Source organism: Micromonospora sp. BS32, from assembly GCF_059089345.1.
Window position 1 is genome coordinate 163103 of the sequence record NZ_JBSSHR010000006.1, and the last position, 20089, is coordinate 183191.

Consider the following 20089-nt stretch of genomic DNA (forward strand, 5'->3'; position numbering starts at 1 on the left):
GGCGCGGCGGCGGATTCCGGCATGAGCGATATGACGCAGCGGGCGACACGCCCGAGAACCCGGGTCCACCGGTCAGCGGCGGCGGTCGACGGCCTGGTCGGCCAGGGCGCCCAGCGCGGCCCTGGCCGGCTCGACCAACCGGACCCGCTCCAGGGCGGCCCGGGCCGCGTCGGCGCGCACCCGGATCAGCCGCTCGATCTCGTCCCGGGCCCCGGTCGACTCGATGATCGCGCGCAGCTCCGCCGCGCCAGCGGCGTCCAGTGCGGGATTGCCGTGCAACTCGCGCAGCAGGGCGCCCTGAGCCCGGTCCGCGCCGGCCCGGGCCAGCGCCATCATCACCGTCGGCTTGCCCTCGCGCAGGTCGTCCAGGGTGGACTTGCCGGTCACCACCGGGTCGCCGAAGACGCCCAGCACGTCGTCGCGGAGCTGGAAGGCGTCCCCCAGCGGATCGCCGAAGTCGGCCAGCGCGGACACCAGCTCCGGCTCCGCACCGGCCAGCGCGGCGCCGATCTGCAACGGGCGGGTCACGGTGTACCGGGCCGCCTTCATCCGGATCACCGTCAGCGCGCTGGCCACCGAGCCGTCGCCCACGCCGGAGACCAGGTCCAGGTACTCCCCCGCGATCACCTCGGTCCGCATCCGGGCGAAGACCGCGTAACCCCGGCACACCTGCGCGGTGCTCAGCCCGCATTCGTGGAACATCTGGTCCGACCAGGCGGCGCAGAGGTCCCCGCAGAGCAGCGCGGTGTTCCGCCCGTACGCCTCCGGGTCGCCCCGCCAGGCGGACCGGGCGTGCCGGTCGGCGAAGAGCCGGTGCACCGAGGGTTCCCCCCGGCGGCGGTCGCTGCCGTCGAGGATGTCGTCGTGGATCAGCGCGAACGCGTGGAACAGCTCCAGCGCCGCCGCCGCGACCACGATCGGCCGGCCGTCCGCGCCGCCGGCGCCCCGCCAGCCCCAGTAACAGAAGAGCGGGCGCAGCCGCTTCCCACCGGTCAGTACGAACCGGTGCAGCGCGGCGAAGACCCCGCGCGGCGCGCCGTCCGGCCAGTCCGGGCCCTGCCGGTCGAGGAAGGCCACCAGCTCGGCGTCGAACCGCTCCCGCAGGCCGCTGGCGTCGGCGGGCGCCGCGGCGAGGGTCACCGCTCCGCCCCCCGGCCACCCGGCTTCAGTCCCGCCAGCTCCAGCAGCAGCGCCTTGACCTCGGTGGCGGCGAACCGGTCCCGGGCGGCGGCCGGATCGGAGCAGAGCAGCACCGGGGCGTCCGCCGGGTCGGCGGGGAGCCGGCCGTGCGAGCCGCGAATCGCGCGGGCGCCGGCGTCCAACCCGACCACGCTCATCAGGTAGCGCAGGCCGAGCTTCTTGCGGGCCAGCGCGACCGCCGCCCGGCGCTTCGCCGCCCCCGGCGCCGCCGGGTCGAAGAAGAGCTCGGCGGGGTCGTAACCCGGCTTCCGGTGAATGTCCACGAGCCGGGCGAAGTCCGGGGCGCGGTCGTCGTCGAGCCAGTAGTAGTAGGTGAACCAGGCGTCGGGCTCGGCCAGCAGCACCAGCTCGCCGGCGCGCGGATGGTCCAGCCCGGCCGCCGCCTTGCCGTCGGCGTCCAGTACCTCGGCCACCCCGGGCAGGCCGGCGCAGAGCTTCGCCACCGCCGGCACGTCCGCCGGGTCGCGGACGTACACGTGGGCGATCTGGTGGTCGGCGACCGCGAAGGCCCGCGACGTCCACGGGTCCAGGTACTCCATCCCGGCCTGGGTGTAGACCCGCAGCAGCCCCTCGGCGCGCAGCAGCCGGTTGACGTCCACCGGCCGGGACACGTCGGTGATGCCGTACTCCGAGAGCACCACCACCGTGGCGTCGCGGGCCCGCGCCGCGTCCAGCAGCGGGGCGAGCACCGCGTCCAGCTCGGCCGCCGCGGCGGCGGCCCGGGGCGAGGACGGGCCGAAACGTTGCAGGTCGTAGTCCAGATGCGGGACGTAGACCAGGGTCAGGTCCGGGGCGTGGTCGGCGAGGATCCGCTCCGCCGCCCGACAGATCCACCGCGACGACGGCAGTCCGGTGCCCGGCCCCCAGTAGGTGAAGAGCGGGAAGGTGCCCAGCGCGGCGGTGAGCGTGTCGTGCAGCTCCGGCGGGTCCGTCCAGCAGTCCGGTTCCTTTCGCCCGTCGGCGTGGTAGACCGGGCGCGGGGTGACCGTCCAGTCGACGTCCGCGCCCATCGCGTACCACCAGCAGACGTTGGCCACCGTGTAACCCGGCTCGACCCGGCGGGCCGCCTGCCAGAGCTTCTCCCCGCCGACCAGCGCGTGGTGCTGCCGCCACAGCAGCACCTCGCCCAGGTCGCGGAAGTACCACCCGTTGCCGACGATCCCGTGCCCGGACGGCGGCTCGCCGGTCAGCAGGGTCGCCTGCGCCGAGCAGGTCACCGCGGGCAGCACCGTGCCCAGCTCGGCGGTGAACCCGCCCTCGGCGACCGCGCGCAGCCGGGGCATGTGCGCCAGCAGTCGCGGGGTCAGCCCGACCACGTCCAGCACCACCAGCCGCCTGCTCATGCCGGCACCTCGCTTCGCTCGGCGGTCAGGCCGAGGGCGACCAGCTCGTCGCGGGCGAAGGCCAGCTCCGCGGCGATCCCCGCGGCCAGCTCCGCGTCGGTGCGCGGCCGTCGCGCCGCCGGCAGCACCCCCCAGGTGTACGTCTCGACGTCGAGGTGGTCGCAGCCGGCGGCCGACCCGGCGAAGAGCGCGGCCAGCGCGGCGCGCAGCACCGGCACGGTCGAGGTCAGCGGCGGCTCGGGTGGGGCGTGCAGCGGTACGTGGTAGTGCACCCGCCAGGGGCCGGGCAGCCCGGCGGCCAGCGCGGCGTCCAGGTCGTCGGCGGCGTACCCGGGGCCGGCCGGATCCACCGCCCCCGCGCAGCCGGCGGCCCGGGTCTGGTGCAGGAAGCGCGGCTCGACCCAGCGGCCCAACGTGTCGGCCGCCCCGACCGGGTCGGCCGCCTCCAGGGCGGCGGAGACCTGCACCTTGACCACCGGGATGCCGGCGGCGGCCAGCCGGGCCAGCGCCTCGGCCGGCTCCTCCCAGGCACAGGCGAGGTGGGCCAGGTCCAGGCAGACGCCGAGCCGTCCGGTGTCGACGCCGGCCAGCAGCGTGGCGGCCTGCGCGCTGCTCTCCACCACGCAGCCCGGTTCCGGCTCGAAGCCGACCCGGACGCACCGGCCGGTGTCCCGCTCGACGGCGGCGAGCCCGGCCGCGAGCCGGTCCAGCCGGTGCCGGGCGGCGTCGGCGCGGGCCGCGTCCCAGGGCTGGCGCCAGGCCAGTGGGAGGGTGGAGACCGATCCCCGGGCCGCGTCGTCGGGGAGCAGGTCGGCCAGGATCCGGGCCAGGTGCAGGGTGTGGTCCAGCCGGGCGTCGGTGGTCCAGTCCGGCTGGTACACCGCGCCCTTGACCACCGGCGCCTGGAAGGCCGCGTACGGGAAGCCGTTGAGGGTGACCACCTCCAGGCCCCGCCCGTCCAGCGCGGCCCGCAGCCGGCGGCGGGCGGCCGGGTCGGCGGCCAGCGCGGCGGCGGCCGGCGCGGCCAGCCACAGCCCGAGCCCGAGCCGGTCGACGCCCAGCGCCTCCCGGACCGGTACGGCGTGGGTGTCCAGTTGGGCGAGGACGCCGACGAGGTCCTCGGCGGGGTGCACGTTGGTGCAGTATCCGAGATGGACGGTGCTGCCGTCGGCGTGGATGAGGCGCATCAGCTGCCGCCGCGCAGGATCGAGTTGCCCTCGAACGTGCCGACCTGAGGGTCCAGGTCGGTCGGGTCGAGCTTGCCGGACTGGCCGTAGAACTCCACCGGGTTGCGCCAGAGCACCCGGTCGACGTCGTCGTCGGTGAAGCCGGCCAGCAGCATCGCCTCCCCGGTGGCCCGGGTGAGCAGCGGGTCGGACCGCCCCCAGTCGGCGGCGGAGTTGACCAGCATCCGCTCGGTCCCGTACGCCTTGAGCAGCTCCACCATCCGCGGCGGCGACATCTTGGTGTCCGGGTAGATGGAGAAGCCCAGCCAGCAGCCGGTGTCCCGGACCAGCTTCACGGTCACCTCGTTGAGGTGGTCGAGCACCACCCGCCCGGGCTCGATGCCGGACTCGGCGACCACGGCGAGGCTGCGCTCGACGCCGCGCGCCTTGTCCCGGTGCGGGGTGTGCACCAGCGCCGGCAGGTCGTGCGCGACGGCCAGGGCGAGCTGGGCGGCGAAGGCCGCGTCCTCCTCGGGGGTCATCGAGTCGTAGCCGATCTCGCCGACCGCCACCACCGCGTCCTTGTCGAGGTAGCGGGGCAGCAGGTCGAGCACCGGACGGCAGCGCGGGTCGTTGGCCTCCTTCGGGTTCAGCGCCACCGTGGCGTGGTGCCGGACGCCGAACTGCCCGGCCCGGAACGGCTCCCAGCCGATCAGCGAATCGAAGTAGTCGGCGAAGGAGGCGGCGCTGGTGCGCGGCTGGCCGAGCCAGAACGCGGGTTCGACCACCGCGCGGACACCGGCAGCGGCCATCCGCTCGTAGTCGTCGGTGGTCCGCGACGTCATGTGGATGTGCGGGTCGAAGATGCGCATTCACGCCTCCCTGACGGTGAGCCGGTCGAGCAGGTCGGTGGCGTCGGCGGGCAGTTGCCGGCCGGCGGCGTGCCGTTCCGCGGCGAGCGCGGCGAGCATCGCCGCAAGCTCGCCGTCGGCGCGGGTGTCCAGGTCGGTCACGGCGGCCAGCGGGACGCCGACGAACACGCACTTGAGCACCGCCTGCCGCCATGCGGCGTCGTCCAGGTGCCGGGCGTACGGGCCGAGCGCCGCGGCGACGAGCCGGGTGTCGTTGGTGCGGATCGCGTCGTGCAGCAGCGGCAACCCGGCCGCGCCGATCGGCAGCAGCGGCAGCGCCTTGAGCACCGCCCGCCGTTCGGCGGCGTCACCGTGCCGGTAGAGCGCCTCGGCGTGGGTCGCGTGGTCGGCGGGGAGCGCGGCGAGCAGCAGCGCCCGGGCCGCCTCGTCGGCGGTCCAGTCGGGCGCGCCGGGCAGCGCGCCCCGGCCGCAGCGCCGGCCGGCGGCCGGGAAGGACAGCGCGATCGTCGTGGGCTCGACCGCGACCCGGCGCAGCGCCGTGTCCAGCCAGTCGGGATCGGGTACGCCCTCCAGCGCGGCCCGCAGTCGATCCGGTGTCATCCGTCTCTCCTCCCTCGTGCTGCTGCTCTCTGGCCGCCCGTCGCGCACCGGGCGGGTGCCTCACCCCGTCCTTTGCTCTGCTTCACCCCCGGCAACAGCCGGTGTCCGGATATCGGACGTCCGGCGTTGCGTCCGCGGCAGCAGAGCAAAGGGCGCGTCCGGGTGGTCCGTGCTCGGTCCGGCGGCGCGCAGGAAGTCCAGCGACCGGGCGGCGACGGTGGGCGCGGCGTGCGAGTGCCGGGGCAGCTCCACCGCGACCAGTCCCCGGTAGCCGGCGTCGGCGAGGGCGCGCAGCACCGGCGGGAAATCGATCTCGCCGGTGCCGAACTCCAGGTGCTCGTGCACGCCCCGGCGCATGTCGTCGATCTGCACGTTGACCAGATGCGCGGCCACCTCGTGGACGCAGTCCGGCACCGGCCGGGGCTCCAGGCAGCGGCAGTGTCCGATGTCGAGGGTGATACCGAAGCGCGTCGGCTCACCGAGCGCGCGGCGCAGCCGCCACCAGCCGGCGATGTCCTCGACCAGCATCCCCGGCTCCGGCTCGAAGCCGAGCGGCACGCCGGCCCGGTCGGCGGCGTCGACCACCGTCGCGCAGCCGGCGACCAGCCGGTCCCAGGCGGTCGTGGGCGGGACGCCGTCGGGGCGGACGCCGGCCCAGTAGCTGACCGCCTCCGCGCCGAGGTCCGCGCCGATCCGGACGGCCCGGGTCAGGAAGTCGATCCGCCGGGACGGGTCGTCGTGCAGCAGCGTGGGTGCGTGCTTACGCCAGGGGTCGAGCAGGTAGCGGGCGCCGGTCTCGACCACCACGGCGAGCCCGAGGGAGTCGAGCCGGCGGGCGACCTCGGCTACCCTTCGGGCCAGCCCGGGCGCGTACGGGTCGAGATGGTCGTGGTCGAGGGTGAGCGCGACGCCCCGGTAGCCCAGCTCGGCGATGACGGCGAGGGCGTCGTCCAGCCGGTGGTTGGCGAAGCCGTTGGTGCCGTAGCCGAAGCGGAGCGGGGCGGTCATGTCGGCGAGACCTTCCGGGCCAGCCGGCGACCCAGCGGCGCGGCCGCGGCGACGGCCAGGCCGAGCAGCCCGGCGCCGGCCCGCGCGGTGAGCGCCCCCTGCAACGCGGGGAGGCCGGTGATCCCCGCACCGACGGCCGCCCGGACCCGGCCGGCGGATGGGTCGGCGACCACCCGGGCCTGCGCGCCGCCGTACCGGGCGACGTACGCGCCGGCGAGCGCGACCGGCAGCACGGCGGCCGGGCGGGACGCGGCGGCGGCGAGCGCGACCAGGGCGGTGCCGGCGAGGGTACGCCGAGGCAGCGCGGCATCGGCCCCGGTGACCTCGCGGCGGGAGAGCGCGGTGACCGTCCAGGTGTGCGCGGCGACGGTGAGCGCGGCGGGCACCGCCCGGGCCAGCCGGCCGCCGCTGGCGCCGAGCAGCACGTCCAGCCCCCGGCAGGCGGCCATCACGGCCGGCCCGACGGCGGTGTTCTTCGCGACCAGGTCGTACCCCCAGATGGTGGCGGCGAGCGGCAGCGCGACGGCGGTGGCGCGGCGACCGCCCGCGGCGGCGGCCAGGCCCAGGCCGGCGGCGGTGAGCCCGGCGGCGAGGCCGACCGCGGCGGCCGAGGTCACCCGACCGCTGGGAATTGGCCGCTCCGGCCGTTCGACCGCGTCGAGCCGGCGGTCGGCCCAGTCGTTGGCGGCCATCCCGGCCCAGTAGAGCAGCACCGAGGCGCCGGCCAGGCCGGCGGTACGCGGACCGAGCGCCCGGGCCGCGGCGGCGCCGGCGACCACGTCCCCCGGTACGGAGAGCGCGGCCGGCGCCCGGACCAGCTCGGCCAAATCGGCGAAAGTGCTCACGGCGCCACCTGAGCGTGCAGCCGGGTGGTGAAGTCGACCAGCCGCTGCCACTGCTCGCCGAGCGAGTGGGTGGGCGCGCCGAGCGGGTCCTTGAAGAAGAACGCCAGGTCGGTCAGGGGACCCACCGCGCCGGCGGCGTGTGCGGCGGCGGTGAGCCGGGCCAGGTCCAGCACGAGCGGCGCGGCCAGCGCGGAGTCGCAGCCGTGCCAGGTGAACTCCATCCGCATCCCGGTGCCGAGGAAGCCGGCGAAGGTGATCAGATCCCAGGCGGTCTTGAAGTCGCCCAGCTCCTCGACGTACTCGATCCGGGTGCCGCCCTGCGGCAGGTAGCCGAGCGTCTCGCCGAGCACCCGCTGCTTGCTGCTCACCTTCGCCGCGTTGGCGGCCGGGTCGGCGAGGGTGGCGCCGTCGCCGCCGCCGAGCAGGTTCACCCCGGACCAGGAGCGCACGGCCAGGTGCCGCATCGCGAACATCGGGGCGAGCACCGACTTGACCAGGGTCTCCCCGGTCTTGCCGTCGTGCCCGGCGTACGGCAGGCCGCGCGCGACCGCGAGTGCCGCCAGCGCGGGCAGCCGCAGCCCGGTTGACGGGGTGAAGTCGACGTACGGGCAGGCCGCCTCGAGCGCCGCGTACGCGTAGAGCGAGCTGGGCGGCAGCACCTCGTCGGGGCCGGCGAGCGCGGCGGCCAGGGCCGCCGGGTCGGCGTGCCCGGGGTGCGGGCGGGCGGCCGGTTCGGTGGCGGAGACGTTGACCACCACCACCCGGTCCAGCCGGTGCCGGGCCCGGAAGGCGGTGAGGTCGGCGATGACGGTGGCGGCCCGGTCGGCCTGGCTGCCGCCGGTGGGGGCGGGACGCAGGTCCTCCTCGACGGCGGCGAGGTCGGCGGCGAGCGCGACGGCCAGCCGGGCGGGCAGCACTCCCGCGTCGGCCAGCGTCTCGGCCCGCTTGGTGAGCGGGGTGGCGGCCACGTCGTGGCCACCGAGGACGAGGTCGGCGAAAGCCGGCAGCGCGGGACCGCGCAGCGCGGGCAGCTCGGTGACGCAGCCGGTCGGGCCGGTCAGCCCGGCCCGCAGGGCGAGCGCTCCGACGATGCCGGTGGTCGCGACCGAGCCGCGCGCTCCCACCAGCCAGACACCCGTACGCATGGTGCTCCTTTCGATGGGGTTGGCCCCGTCCGCCCCGGTGCCCGGGTTGACGCCGGGCCCGGCGCCGGCGCCGGCGTCGGCGGCGCCGACGCCGGACCGACCTACCGACCACAGTGGACGGACGGGGCTGGCAGGCAGGGTCGGTGGGCGTCTCGGCCCTGCCTCCCCCGCATCCGACCGGCGGCGGCGCGCCCGCGATCGGACGTTCGGTCGGCGACCGGTCACCCGGTCACCTCGGCTGGTCACGGTCCTCCGGCGCGACCGGGGAATCCCGGTCCGGCCGCACCGGACGACCGTCGTACGCGTGCGCCACCGGGTCGTGACGGCCCGGCCGCACGCCCTCCCGACGCCGACCCCGTCCCGGCCGCGGGGCGCAACCGCGGCCGGTCCCTCGCCGGTCGGCGGCGGGAGGTGGCCTGTCAGACGGCGAGCGCGGCCAGGGCCGGCTCCACCTCGGTCCACCGGGAGCCCAGCTCCGCCGACCGGGTCACCGCGTCCAGCACCAGCTGGACCTGCAACGCGTCGGCGAAGGACGGCGTCGGGTCGGCGCCGGTGGCGACCGCCTCGACGAAGTCGCGCATCTGGTGGGTGAAGGAGTGCTCGTAGCCGATGATGTGGCCCGGCGGCCACCACGCCGACATGTACGGGTGCTCCGCCTCGGTCACCAGGATCCGGGTGAAGCCCTGCTCGGCGGCGGGCCGGGTGGCGTCGTAGAACTCCAGTTCGTTGAGGCGTTCCAGGTCGAAGACCACGGTGCCGAGCGAACCGTTGATCTCCACCCGGAGGGCGTTCTTGCGGCCGGTGGCGAACCGGCTCGCCTCGTACGTGGCCAGCGGCCCGTCCTCCAGCCGGGCGACGAAGACGGCGGCGTCGTCCACGGTGACCGGGCCGGTCCCCGTACCGTTGCCGTCGGCCTGGGCGGTGAGGCCGCTCGCACCGGCCGGCAACGGCCGTTCCTTCACGAAGGTCTCGGTGACCGCGCTGACCCCGGTGATCCGCTGGCCGGTGACGTACTGGGTCAGGTCGATGATGTGCGCCCCGATGTCGCCGAGCGCCCCGGACCCCGCCTTGTCCCTCTGCAACCGCCAGACCAGCGGGAACTGCGGGTCGACGATCCAATCCTGCAGGTACGCCGCCCGGACGTGCCGGATCACCCCGAGCCGCCCCTCGGCGACGAGCTGCCGCATCAGGGCGACCGCGGGCACCCGGCGGTAGTTGAACCCGCACATCGACCGGACCCCGGCGGCCCGGGCGGTGGCCGCGGCGGCGGTCATCGCCCGCGCCTCGGACACCGTGTTGGCCAGCGGCTTCTCGCAGAGCACGTGCTTGCCGGCGGCCAGCGCGGCGAGCGCGATCTCGGCGTGGCTGTCCCCCGGCGTGCAGATGTCGACCACGTCGATCTCGTCGGAGGCGACCAGGGCCCGCCAGTCCGTGGTGTACGCGTCCCAGCCGAGCCGGTCGGCCGCGTCGGCCACCTTCTGCGCGTCCCGGCCGCAGATCATCGCCATCCGGGCCCGCGCCGGCAGGTCGTACACCCGGTTCACGGTCCGCCAGGCCTGCGAGTGCGCGGCGCCCATGAACGCGTAGCCGACCATGCCGACCCGCAGTTCGCTGTGGTGAGTGGACAAGGTGGGTCTCCCCCCGTGTGTCAGAACCCGAGCTTGAGGTAGTTGCTCGCGTTCTCCTTGGTGATCGTCTCGGAGGCGAGCACGATCTCCTTGGGCACCTGGAGTTCCACCAGGTCGGACATGCCCTTGCCCTGGCCGATCAGTCGGGCCAGGGAGATGGCCGAGGAGGCCATCGACGGGCTGTAGGTGACGGTGGCCTTGAGCACCGTGTTGTCGGCCTGGATGTCCTCCATCGCCTTCTTCGAGCCGGCCCCGCCGACCATGAAGAACTCCTTGCGGTTGGCCTGGTTCACCGCGGCGAGGACACCGATGCCCTGGTCGTCGTCGTGGTTCCAGAGCGCGTCGAGCTTCGGCAGCGCCTGGAACAGTCCGGTCGCGGCCTGCTGGCCGGAGTCGGCGGTGAACTCCGCCGGCCGCCGGTTGGCCACCCGCATCCCGTTCGCCGCGAGGGTGTCGGCGAAGCCCTTGGAGCGTTCCTGGGTCAGCTCCAGCGAGTCGATGCCGGGGATCTCCCCGATCACCGGGTTGCTGACGCCCTTGGCCTTGAGCTGCGCCACGATGTAGGTGGCCGCGGCCACCCCCATGCCGTAGTTGTCGCCCTTGATCTGCAACCGGTAGGCCCGCGCGTCGGGGAAGGCCCGGTCCAGGTTGACCACCGGGATGCCGGCCTTCATCGCCTCCAGGCCGAAGGCGTTGAGCTCCTTGCCGTCGTGCGGCAGCAGCACGATCACGTCGGGCTTCTGCGCGACCAGGGTGGACAGCGCCGCCCGCTGCGCCGCCGCGTCCGCGCCGGCCTCGACCGACTTGAACTCCACGTCGGAGTACGCCTGGGCCTGCGCCTTGGCGTTGTTGGTGATGGCGGCGATCCAGCCGTGGTCGGCGGCCGGGGCGGAGAAGCCGAGGACGACCTTCTTGCCCGGCTCGTTGTTGCCGCCGGCCGCCGCGGCCTTGGTCTGCGCGGCGGTCGGCTCGGTCTCGTTGCTGGTGCAACCGGTGAGGAGCACACCGGCGCCGACGGCGGCCCCGCCGAGGAGCAGCCGGCGGCGGGACAGGTCACGGAACTGGGTCATGACGACCTCCTGAAGTGACGGTGGTGGGGTGGAAAAGGGTGCGCGGTACCCGGCCACCGTTTCAGGGGTGGCCGCCGAGGAGCGGTGGGTGGAGGGAGGGCGGCGTCCACCCGGGACGCCGCGCGCGGTCAGGAGGTGGTGGCCCGGTTGCGGCCAAGGAACTGGGTGAGGCTGCGCAACTGCACCTGCTGGACCAGGACGGCGCCGACGATGATGCCGCCCTTGACCATGTTCTGGGCCTCGGTGGAGAGGCCGTTGATGGCGAAGAGGTTGGTGATGGTGGAGAAGATCAGCACCCCGAGCAGGGAGCCGACGATGGTGCCCCGGCCGCCGCTGAGCAACGTCCCGCCGATGATCGCCGCGGCGATCGCGTCCAGCTCGTAGAGGTTGGCCATGGCCGCCTGGGCGGAGTTGGCCTGCGCGGTCAGCATGATCGCGGCGATCCCGCAGCAGAGCCCGGAAAGCGCGTAGAGCAGCAGGGTGTGCCGGCGGACGTCGATACCGGCGAGCCGGGCCGCCTCCGGGTTGCCACCGACGGCGACCGTACGCCGGCCGAAGGTGGTCCGGTTGAGCAGCACCCAGCCGGCGGCCACCACGGCGGCCAGAATGTAGACCAGCAGCGGGATGCCGAGCAGGTCGGTGCTGGCGATGCCGTTGATGAACGTGTTGTCCGAGACCTGCGTCTGCTTGTCGGAGATCTCGGCGGCCAGACCGCGGGCGGCCACCATCATGGCCAGCGTGGCGATGAACGGCACCAGCCGCCCGTACGAGACGAGCAGGCCGTTGACCAGCCCGACCGCCACGCCCACGGTCAGCGCGGTGAAGATCATGCCGCCCGCGCCGTAGCTCTGGGTGGCGACCGTGGTGCACCAGACCCCGGCCAGCGCGACGATCGCGCCGACCGACAGGTCGATGCCGCCGCCGATGATCACGAAGGTCATCCCGACGGTGACCACACCGACCACCGAGGCCAGCTTGAGGATGGTCAGGGTGTTGTTCCACACCCAGTCCGGGTTGGAGTAGAGGTCCCACCGGGTCGCGGCGCCGATCACGACCAGCACCACCAGCACCCCGATCAGGCCGAGGTTGCGCTTCGCGCCCTCGCCGCCGTCCCCGTGCCACCAGGAGAGCCGCCGCGGGGCGCTCTTCGCGGTGGCCGCCGCCGTCTCCGCCGGGTCGACCGGTGGGGACTGCGCCGGCAGGCCCGGCGGCCGGTCCGGTGTCGCGGTCCCGGTCGCCTCGCTCATGACTCCACCTCACTGGGCTCGCTGCGCTGGTTCATGCCGGCGCGCCTTCCATCAGGGACCCCGCCATGACGAGGTCGAGCACGGTGTTCTCGTCCAGTTCGCCGGCCGGCGCCTCGCGCACCATCCGGCCCTCGCGCATGACCAGCACCCGGTCGGCCAGGCCGAGCACCTCGGGCACCTCGCTGGAGACCAGCAGCACCCCGACACCCTGCGCGGCCAGCTCCCGGATCACCCGGTAGAGCTCCGCCCTGGCCCCCACGTCGACACCCCGGGTCGGCTCGTCGAGCAGCAGCAGCCGGGTGTCGCCGAGCAGCCAGCGCCCGACCACCACCTTCTGCTGGTTGCCGCCGGAGAGGGTGCGGACCGGCCGGCGCACGTCGCTCGGCCGCAACTGGAGGCGCTCGGCGATCCGCTCCGCCGCCGCCCGCTCCCGCCCGGCGTCGGTGAACCCGAGGCGGGCGTACCGGCTGAAGGTGGCCAGCGTGACATTGCGGTGGATGGGCTCGCCGAGCAGCAGCGCCTGGCTCTTGCGCTCCTCGGGGGCCATGCCCATGCCGGCCCGTACCGCCGCGCCGACACTGCCGGGTCGCAGCGCCCGCCCGGCCATCCGGACGGTGCCGCTGTCCGGGTGACGGGCGCCGAAGATGGTCTCCAGCAGCTCGGAGCGACCGGAGCCGACCAGCCCGGCGATGCCGACGATCTCACCGGCCCGCACGTCGAGCGACACGTCGGCGAACTCGCCGCTGCGGCTCAACCCCTCGACCCGGAGCAGCTCGTCGCCGCCGGCGGTGTCGTCCGGGCGGTCCGGGAAGACGTACTCCATGGCCCGGCCGGTCATCTTCGCGACCAGGTCCCGGGTCGGGGTGTCGCGGGCCGGCAGGTTCGCCGCGGTGGTCCGGCCGTCCTTGAGTACGGTCACCCGGTCGCCGATCTCGCGGATCTCCTCCATCCGGTGCGAGATGTAGATGACCGCGATGCCCTGCGCGGTGAGCTCCCGGATGATCCGGAAGAGGTTGCCCACCTCGTCGTGGGCCAGCACCGCGCTCGGCTCGTCCATGATGATCAGTCGGGCCTCGTGGGAGAGCGCCCGGGCCATGCTGACCACCTGCTTGCCGGCCGCGGGCAGGGCCCGGACCATCCGGCCCGGCGGGATCTCGCCGTGGCCGAGCCGGGACAGGATCTCCCGGGTACGGCGGGCCATCAGTCCGCGCCGGACGAAACCGGCCCGGCGCGGCTCGTGGCCGAGGAAGGCGTTCTCCGCGACGGAGAGGTCCTCGACCAGGTCGAGCTCCTGGTAGATGGTGGCGATGCCGGCGCGCATCGCGGCCTGCGGGTTGGCGAACGCGGCCGGCTCGCCCCGCCACTCCACCCGGCCGGAGTCCGGCCGGTGCACCCCGGCGAGCACCTTGATCAGGGTGGACTTGCCGGCGCCGTTCTGCCCGAGCAGGCAGTGCACCTCGCCGGCCCGCACCTCCAGCTGCACCCCGTCGAGCGCCCGTACGCCGGGGAAGGTCTTGACCACGTCGGTGAGGCGCAGGACCACTTCGCCGGCGACGGCGTCGGCGGGCGGTGTGACCAGCGGCCGGCCGGCGACGAACCCGTCGGTCCCGGCGTCCGGGCCGCGCTCGGCCGGCGGCCGGCCGGCGGGCTCGGTCGTCGCGGCGCCCGGGTCGGCGGGCGTCGGCGCGGTCATGACGCCTCCCCGAAGGCGATGTCGCTGGCCAGCACCGCGGCCCCGGCCACGCCGGCCCGGGGGCCCAGCTCGGAGAGGACGACCGGCAGGTTGCCGGTGGCCAGCGGCAGCGAGCGGCGGTAGACCACGCTGCGGATCTCGGCGAGCAGGATGTGGCCCAGGTGGGCCAGGCCGCCACCGATCACGATCATCGACGGGTTGGTGAAGCTGACCAGCCCGGCCAGCACCTGCCCGACCCGCCGGCCCCCGTCGCGGATCAGCTGGATGCAGGTGACGTCCCCCTCCACCGCCCCCTCCGCGACGTCGCGGGCGGTGAGCACGCCGCGGGCGGCGAGCCGCTCGGCCAGCGCCGGGGCGGTGCCGGCGCGGCCGGCGGCGGTCGCCTCGCGGGCCAGTGCGGCGCCGCTGAACACCGCCTCCAGGCAGCCGGCGTTGCCGCAGGAACACATCGGACCGTGCGCGTCGACCTGGATGTGGCCGATGTCCCCGGCGCAGCCGTCGGTGCCCCGGTAGACCTCGCCGCTGAGGTAGATCCCGCACCCTATTCCGGTGCCGATCTTGATGAAGAGGAAGTCGTCGACCGAGTGGGCCACTCCGCCGTGCCGCTCCCCGATGGCCATGATGTTCACGTCGTTGTCGACCACCGCCGGGCAGCCGTGCTCCCGGGTGAGCAGCTCACGCACCGGGAACCGGTCCCAGCCGGGCATGATCGGTGGCGAGACCGGCACGCCGTCGCGGAAGCTCACCGGCCCGGGCACCCCGATGCCCACCGCGTCCAGCTTCTCGTACGCCCCGTCGACCTTGGCCTTGTGCAGCAGGTCGTTGACCCGGTGCAGGATGGCCTTGGGCCCGGAGCGGATGTCGGCCGCCTCCGCGTACGCGGCGATCGGCTCCAGCCGGCCGTTGACCACCTCGACGTCGATCGAGCTGGCGCCCAGGTCGACGGCGGCGAACCGGAGCCGGGGGTCCAGCTCGACCAGGGTGGAGCGCCGGCCGCCCCGGGAGGCCGCGAGCCCCGCCTCGGCGACCATGCCGAGGGCGACCAGCCGGTCGAGCTCGGCATGGAGTCGCGGGCGCGGCATCTGCAACCGGTCGCCCAGCTCCGCCCGGGACGCGGGGCCCTCATCGCGCAGCAGCCGCAGCAGCCGCAGGTGCAGGGGGTCTGCCGTCCGCACGGGACTCACCTCCGCATCGGGGGTTCACATCGCCGTGACGTCGATGTGTTGTGTCCGACACAGTAGGAGACTTCCGCGCCGCCTGTCCATAGCTTCGGTCGATCTGTCACCAACTTTTGTCCGATCAAACAAAAGCGAGTAGTTGATCAAGGAAAGTTGCCTGGTCGCCGAGACCCGTGGCCGCTCCTCAATGGATGGGTGGCCCGGACACGACTCCGCCCCGCCGCGATGCGCGACGGGGCGGACGAGGCGAAAATGGCCGGGCGGTCAGCGACCGCGGGCGTTGCGCTTCTTCTTGAGCTTGCGGTCGTCGCGCAGCTCCACGTACGGCTCCTCATCCGGGTTGTGGCCGGCGGAGATGGCCCGGCTGCGCTCCAGCTCCGCGTCGAACTCGGCGCCCAGCAGGATCGCGACGTTGCTCAGCCAGAGCCAGACCAGGAAGATGATCACGCCGGCCAGCGCGCCGTACGTCTTGTTGTACGACCCGAAGTTGCTGACGTAGAAGGCGAACAGGCCGGAGATCACCAGCCAGATCACCACCGCCAGCACGCCACCCGGGCTGACCCAGCGGAAACCGCCGTGCCGGGCGTTGGGCGAGGCCCAGTAGAGGATCGCGAACATCAGGCTGACCAGGAGCAGCAGCACCGGCCACTTGGCGATGTTCCAGACAGTCACCGCGGTCGAGCCCAACCCGATCGCGCTGCCCACCTGCTCGGCGAAGCCGCCGGTGAAGACCACGATCACCGCGCAGGCCAGCAGCATCACGCCGATCACCGCGGTGACCCCGAGCCGGATCGGCAGGGTCTTCCAGATCGGCCGCCCCTCCGGCACGTCGTAGATGGTGTTCGAGGCGCGCATGAACGCGGCGATGTAGCCGGACGCCGACCAGAAGGCGGCGAGCACACCGACGATCGCGGCGAGGCTGGCCAGCCCGCCGGACTGCCTGGCCTGATCGATCGCGCCCTCGATGATCTTCTGGATGTTGTCGTCCGGGACCGCCTGGCCGACGGTGTCCTTGACCCCCTCGGTCGCCCGGGTGCCGAGCAGGCCGAGGATGGAGATCAGCACCAGCAGACCGGGGAAGATCGACAGGACGCCGTAGTAGGTCAGCGCGGCGGCCCAGTCGGTCAGGCTGTCGTCCTGGAACTCCTTGACGGTCCGCTTCAGCGCCGCCTGCCAACTGGTGCCGGGAAGCTTGGCCGGGCTGTCCGGCCCCTCGCCCGGGCCGACCGGCCGGCTACCGGCGCCCGCGTCGTGCCGACCGCCGAACCGGTTCCGGTCGGACCGGGTGGCGGACGCGTCCCGATCGTGCCGGGCACCGGTCGCCGTGCCGGCGCCGTCGCGGTTCCGCCCCGTGCCCGCGGATGTCTCGTCGGAGGCCATCGCCCCTCCTCGTGGTTCGGCGTGTGTCCCCCTCGTCATGCCCCGACCGGGCCGCCCCTTAACCCGCTACTTGTACAGCAGCCGGTTCATCCGCCGGGACGCGGCGGCGAGCCCGAGCGCGGTGAGCACCAGCAGGTAGGCCACGTCGAGCAGCCACCACCAGCCGGCCCCGCCCACGCAGACGCCGCGCAGCAGGTGCACCGAGCGGTAGAGCGGGCTCGCCTCCACCACCCAGTGCAGCAGCGCCGGATAGGACTCGGCGGGGACGAAGGTGCCGGAGAAGAGGAAGAGGGCGAACTGCCCGGAGGCCATCAGGTCGAAGTCCTGCCAGCTGCGCATCAGGGTGGACAGCGCCATGCCGACCGCGCCGAAGGTGAACCCGACCAGCACGGCCGCCGGGAACGCCGCGAGGGCCCGCCCGACGGTGGTGAGGTCCATCGCCACCATCACCACCAGGAAGGCCGCCGAGTAGGCCGAGCCGCGCACCATCGCCCAGCCCAGCTCGCCCAGCGCGATCTCGATCGGCCGTACCGGGGTGGCGATGATGCCGTCGTAGAGCTTGAGGTACTTCAGCTTGCCGAAGAAGTTGAAGGTGGTCTCGGCCAGCGCCCCGAACATCGCCGAGGAGGCCAGCATGGCCGGCGCGACGAACGCCGCGTACGCCACCGGCCGGCCGTCGGGCAGGGTGAACCCGTCGATCAGCTTGCCCACCCCGACGCCGATCGAGAAGAGGTAGAGCACCGGCTCGACGAAGCCGGAGAGCAGCAGCAGCCAGTAGACCGGCTTGAGCGCCGCCACGTTGCGCCCGACCACCGAGGCGGAGCGGCGGGAGGTGCCCGAGACGTCGAGCAGCCGGGACAGGACCAGAGTGACCACGAGCCCCTCCTAGACCACGAGCCGGCGGCGGAAGACCCGGACGGCGAGCAGCCAGCCGGCCGCCGCCCAGGCGGCGAGGTAGGCCAGGTGGCCGAGGACCGACCACTGCGGCGCGGTGCCCAGGGTGGCCGCCCGGCACAGGTCGACGGCGTGCCAGAGGGGCGTCGCGTACGCCAGCCAGCGCAGCGCCCCGGGCAGCGAATCGACCGGAAAGAAGATGCCGGAGAAGAGGCTCATCGGGATCACCGCGAAGCGGAACAGCATGGCCAGCCAGCTGTCGCTCGGCACCGCTGCGGCGTACGCGAAGGTCGGCGCGGCGACGGCCAGGCAGAGCAGCGCCACCACCGGCAGGGTGGCCAGCGCCCAGCCCGACCGCAGCGCCCCGAACAGGGCCGTCACCAGCAGGAACGCCACGCTGGTGGTGAGCACCCGGAACAGCACGAAGGCCAGGTGGCCGGCGAGGATGTCGCCGACCCGCAACGGCGCGGCCCCCTGCGCGAAGTAGGTCTTGATCCACTGGAAGTTGCTGAACACCGGCCAGGTCGCCTCGCCGACGGCCACCTGCAACGCGGTCGAGGCGAGCAGCCCGGGCACGATCCAGTCGAGGTAGCGCACCCCGTCGACGCCCTGGTCGACGTAGGCGCCGACGCCGAGGCCGAAGCCGAGCACGGTCAGCGTCGGCAGCAGGAAGGACGAGAACACCCCGGCCCGCCAGGTGCGTCGGTAGCCGGTCAGGTGGTGGGCCAGCACCGCCAGCGCCGGCACCCGGGGCAGCGCCGGCCGGGACCGCTGCGTCATGCTCACCGCTGACCTCCTCCTCGCTCGCCGTGCAGCACGGCCTTCCTACCGTCCGGGTACGACAGGCCGCCGGCCACCCTACGGCGTCGCGCCGGCCGCCTCCTTCGAATTCCCCGCGCCGCCGCCCGCTCGGCGCGGCACCGCGTAGTGCAGGTCGGGCAGCAGGGCCGGGTCGTCGCGGTCGAGCTGGCGCAGCCGCACCGGCCCACCGCCGGTGCGGTCGAAGAGACGGACGCCCTCGCCGAGCAGGACCGGCGCGACGTGGATCAGGATGTCGTCGAGCAGCCCTCGGTCCAGGCACTGGCGGGCGGTCCGCGCCCCGAAGACCACCACGTCGCGACCGCCGGCCGCCGCCCGGGCCCGCGCCACCGCCGCACCGACGTCCCCCGAGACGCCGTGGACGTCGGGCCCGTCGATCTCCTCCGGCCGGTGGGTGAGCACCAGGAGCGGCCCGTGCCACGCCCCGCCGTACGGCCGCTGGCCCATCGCCCGGCCCACGTCCCAGCTGCGTCGGCCGGCGAGGATCGCCCCGGTGGATGCGACAACCGCGTCGGCCGCCCCGCTCACCCGGTGCCCCTGCCCGAAGAACCAGTCCATCCCGTCGCCGGGGCCGGTGATGAAACCGTCCACGGACATGGTCACGTGCCAGCGCACCAGCCCGCCGCCGCCGTCCACCATGGTCGTCTCCCTTCGTTCGGTCCGCTCCAGAGGTGGACGACGGGGCGACCGGGAACTCATCGGTGCGGCGGCGGATCAGTCGACCAGGGTGCGGCCGGTCAGGTGCAGGAAGACGTCCTCCAGACTGCTGCGCCGCACCAGCACGGCCGCCGGGGTCAGGCCGCGGGCCTCGACCTGGGCGACCGCCGCATCGCCGTCTGGGACGTAGAGCAGGATCCGGTCGGGCAGCACCTCGACCCGCTCCCCCAGCCCGTCGAGCTTGCCGGCGAACGCCTCCTGCGACTCGGCCGGGAAGCGCAGCTCCACCACCTCGCGGGTGGAGTGCTCGGTGATCAGCGCGCGGGGTGAGCCCTCGGCGACGATCCGCCCGCCGTCCATCACCACCAGGCGGTCACAGAGCTGCTCCGCCTCGTCCATGTAGTGGGTGGTCAGCACCAGCGTGACCCCCTGCTGCTTGAGCCGGAACAGCCGCTCCCAGACCAGGTGCCGGGCCTGCGGGTCGAGCCCGGTGGTCGGCTCGTCGAGCAGCACCAGCTCGGGGTCGTTGACCAGGGCGCGGGCGATGGTGAGCCGGCGCTTCATGCCGCCGGAGAGCGGCTCCACCTTGCTGTCGGCCCGCTCGGTGAGCTGCACGAAGTCGAGCAGCTCCGCGGCGCGCTCCCGGGCGACCCGGCGGGGCACCCCGAAGTAGCGGGCGTAGGTGAGCAGGTTCTCCCGGACGGTCAGCTCGGGGTCGAGATTGTCGAGCTGGGGGCAGACGCCGAGCCGGGCCCGGATGGCGGTGCCGTCGCGGACCGGGTCCATGCCGAGGATGCGCAGCTCCCCGTCGCTGGGCGGGGAGATGCAGCCGATCATCCGCATGGTGGAGGACTTGCCGGCGCCGTTGGGACCGAGGAACCCGAACGCCTCGCCCGGGCGCACCTCCACGTCGATGCCGTCGACGGCGGTGAAGTCGCCGAACCGCTTCACCAGCCCGCGCGCCCGGATGAGGGGTTGAACAGTGGTCACCGGGAGACCCTAGCGACCAGGCCCGACACCTTCGAGCGGTTTCGCCGCCGCGACGAGCCGCGCCCACCCGGACACGGAGAGTGAGTATGCTACGCAAAGTCACCGACCGGGTCGGAGCAGTGAACGGTGACGCCACCGCCGACCGGCACGCCGACGCCCACCAGAGACGGGCCATCTTTTCCCAAAGTGGACAGATCTTTTTCGGACTTTCCGATGCGGTCGGGATTGTCAACGGCTACGGACGAGTCACCTATTAAATCGGTCGCACATTCCGGTTCCTCTGCGTGATCAGAGGCGACAAATCATTACTCAGCGCAATGATAAACAGCAATGTTCCATGAGCTGCCCAATTCG

18 protein-coding genes are annotated in these 20089 nt (G+C 73.9%); all 18 read right to left on the reverse strand.

Annotation, left to right across the window (positions count from 1 at the left end):
- Window positions 1–72 precede the first annotated feature (72 nt).
- The 18 genes from AC5RWQ_RS12270 to AC5RWQ_RS12355 all read right to left on the reverse strand — a co-directional run bounded on the left by AC5RWQ_RS12270 (window position 73) and on the right by AC5RWQ_RS12355 (window position 19735).
- Entirely contained in the window at window positions 73–1140 is a 1068-nt protein-coding gene (locus AC5RWQ_RS12270; RefSeq protein ID WP_494282859.1) for a polyprenyl synthetase family protein, read from the reverse strand.
- A complete protein-coding gene (locus AC5RWQ_RS12275; protein WP_494282860.1) occupies window positions 1137–2543 on the reverse strand; it encodes an alkaline phosphatase family protein in 1407 nt (468 codons plus the stop codon). The genes AC5RWQ_RS12270 and AC5RWQ_RS12275 overlap by 4 nt, the downstream gene beginning before the upstream one ends.
- Window positions 2540–3730, reverse strand: a complete 1191-nt coding sequence (eboE, locus tag AC5RWQ_RS12280; RefSeq protein WP_494282861.1) for a metabolite traffic protein EboE — start codon at window positions 3728–3730, stop codon at window positions 2540–2542. The genes AC5RWQ_RS12275 and eboE overlap by 4 nt, the downstream gene beginning before the upstream one ends.
- Window positions 3730–4581, reverse strand: coding sequence for a TatD family hydrolase (locus AC5RWQ_RS12285; RefSeq protein WP_334492337.1), 852 nt, complete (start codon window positions 4579–4581; stop codon window positions 3730–3732). Before AC5RWQ_RS12285 ends, eboE begins: the two co-directional genes overlap by 1 nt.
- Entirely contained in the window at window positions 4582–5181 is a 600-nt protein-coding gene (locus AC5RWQ_RS12290; protein ID WP_494282862.1) for an EboA domain-containing protein, read from the reverse strand.
- A gap of 60 nt (window positions 5182–5241) precedes the next feature.
- Window positions 5242–6189, reverse strand: a complete 948-nt coding sequence (locus AC5RWQ_RS12295; protein WP_494282863.1) for a sugar phosphate isomerase/epimerase family protein — start codon at window positions 6187–6189, stop codon at window positions 5242–5244.
- Window positions 6186–7034, reverse strand: coding sequence for an SCO3242 family prenyltransferase (locus tag AC5RWQ_RS12300; RefSeq protein ID WP_494282864.1), 849 nt, complete (start codon window positions 7032–7034; stop codon window positions 6186–6188). The genes AC5RWQ_RS12295 and AC5RWQ_RS12300 overlap by 4 nt, the downstream gene beginning before the upstream one ends.
- The gene (locus tag AC5RWQ_RS12305) at window positions 7031–8179 is read right to left on the reverse strand and encodes an inositol-3-phosphate synthase (RefSeq protein WP_494282865.1); all 1149 of its coding nucleotides are present in this window, start codon (window positions 8177–8179) and stop codon (window positions 7031–7033) included. The genes AC5RWQ_RS12300 and AC5RWQ_RS12305 overlap by 4 nt, the downstream gene beginning before the upstream one ends.
- Before the next feature lie 419 nt (window positions 8180–8598).
- Complete coding sequence (locus AC5RWQ_RS12310; protein ID WP_494282866.1) at window positions 8599–9807, reverse strand: Gfo/Idh/MocA family protein; 1209 nt, start codon at window positions 9805–9807, stop codon at window positions 8599–8601.
- A 20-nt stretch (window positions 9808–9827) separates the two neighbouring features.
- A complete protein-coding gene (locus AC5RWQ_RS12315) occupies window positions 9828–10877 on the reverse strand; it encodes a substrate-binding domain-containing protein (protein WP_494282867.1) in 1050 nt (349 codons plus the stop codon).
- A gap of 128 nt (window positions 10878–11005) precedes the next feature.
- A complete protein-coding gene (locus AC5RWQ_RS12320; protein ID WP_494282868.1) occupies window positions 11006–12124 on the reverse strand; it encodes an ABC transporter permease in 1119 nt (372 codons plus the stop codon).
- Between the two features lie 31 nt (window positions 12125–12155).
- Window positions 12156–13667: a sugar ABC transporter ATP-binding protein gene (locus AC5RWQ_RS12325; RefSeq protein ID WP_494282977.1), complete on the reverse strand. Its 1512-nt coding sequence runs from the start codon at window positions 13665–13667 to the stop codon at window positions 12156–12158.
- 146 nt (window positions 13668–13813) lie between these two features.
- Window positions 13814–14992 carry an ROK family transcriptional regulator gene (locus AC5RWQ_RS12330; protein WP_494282869.1) on the reverse strand — a complete coding sequence of 393 codons (1179 nt, stop codon included), beginning with the start codon at window positions 14990–14992 and terminating at the stop codon, window positions 13814–13816.
- A 267-nt stretch (window positions 14993–15259) separates the two neighbouring features.
- The gene (locus AC5RWQ_RS12335) at window positions 15260–16375 is read right to left on the reverse strand and encodes a YihY/virulence factor BrkB family protein (RefSeq protein ID WP_494282870.1); all 1116 of its coding nucleotides are present in this window, start codon (window positions 16373–16375) and stop codon (window positions 15260–15262) included.
- Window positions 16376–16441: 66 nt separating this feature from the next.
- Window positions 16442–17251 (reverse strand): ABC transporter permease, encoded by an 810-nt coding sequence (locus AC5RWQ_RS12340; RefSeq protein WP_494282871.1) that lies wholly within the window; start codon window positions 17249–17251, stop codon window positions 16442–16444.
- Window positions 17252–17260: 9 nt separating this feature from the next.
- The gene (locus AC5RWQ_RS12345; protein ID WP_494282978.1) at window positions 17261–18049 is read right to left on the reverse strand and encodes an ABC transporter permease; all 789 of its coding nucleotides are present in this window, start codon (window positions 18047–18049) and stop codon (window positions 17261–17263) included.
- Between the two features lie 78 nt (window positions 18050–18127).
- On the reverse strand, window positions 18128–18727 hold the full coding sequence (locus tag AC5RWQ_RS12350) for a dihydrofolate reductase family protein (RefSeq protein ID WP_494282872.1): 600 nt from the start codon (window positions 18725–18727) through the stop codon (window positions 18128–18130).
- Window positions 18728–18802: 75 nt separating this feature from the next.
- Window positions 18803–19735, reverse strand: coding sequence for an ABC transporter ATP-binding protein (locus AC5RWQ_RS12355; protein WP_494282873.1), 933 nt, complete (start codon window positions 19733–19735; stop codon window positions 18803–18805).
- Window positions 19736–20089: the final 354 nt, after the last annotated feature.

Excerpts from the sequence above, each read along its gene's own strand:
- AC5RWQ_RS12275 (WP_494282860.1), bottom strand. The coding sequence starts at position 2,543 with ATGAGCAGGCGGCTGGTGGTGCTGGACGTGGTCGGGCTGACCCCGCGA.
- eboE (WP_494282861.1), bottom strand. The coding sequence starts at position 3,730 with ATGCGCCTCATCCACGCCGACGGCAGCACCGTCCATCTCGGATACTGC.
- AC5RWQ_RS12285 (WP_334492337.1), bottom strand. The coding sequence starts at position 4,581 with ATGCGCATCTTCGACCCGCACATCCACATGACGTCGCGGACCACCGAC.
- AC5RWQ_RS12290 (WP_494282862.1), bottom strand. The coding sequence starts at position 5,181 with ATGACACCGGATCGACTGCGGGCCGCGCTGGAGGGCGTACCCGATCCC.
- AC5RWQ_RS12295 (WP_494282863.1), bottom strand. The coding sequence starts at position 6,189 with ATGACCGCCCCGCTCCGCTTCGGCTACGGCACCAACGGCTTCGCCAAC.
- AC5RWQ_RS12305 (WP_494282865.1), bottom strand. The coding sequence starts at position 8,179 with ATGCGTACGGGTGTCTGGCTGGTGGGAGCGCGCGGCTCGGTCGCGACC.
- AC5RWQ_RS12315 (WP_494282867.1), bottom strand. The coding sequence starts at position 10,877 with ATGACCCAGTTCCGTGACCTGTCCCGCCGCCGGCTGCTCCTCGGCGGG.
- AC5RWQ_RS12320 (WP_494282868.1), bottom strand. The coding sequence starts at position 12,124 with ATGAGCGAGGCGACCGGGACCGCGACACCGGACCGGCCGCCGGGCCTG.
- AC5RWQ_RS12335 (WP_494282870.1), bottom strand. The coding sequence starts at position 16,375 with ATGGCCTCCGACGAGACATCCGCGGGCACGGGGCGGAACCGCGACGGC.
- AC5RWQ_RS12345 (WP_494282978.1), bottom strand. The coding sequence starts at position 18,049 with ATGACGCAGCGGTCCCGGCCGGCGCTGCCCCGGGTGCCGGCGCTGGCG.
- AC5RWQ_RS12350 (WP_494282872.1), bottom strand. The coding sequence starts at position 18,727 with ATGGTGGACGGCGGCGGCGGGCTGGTGCGCTGGCACGTGACCATGTCC.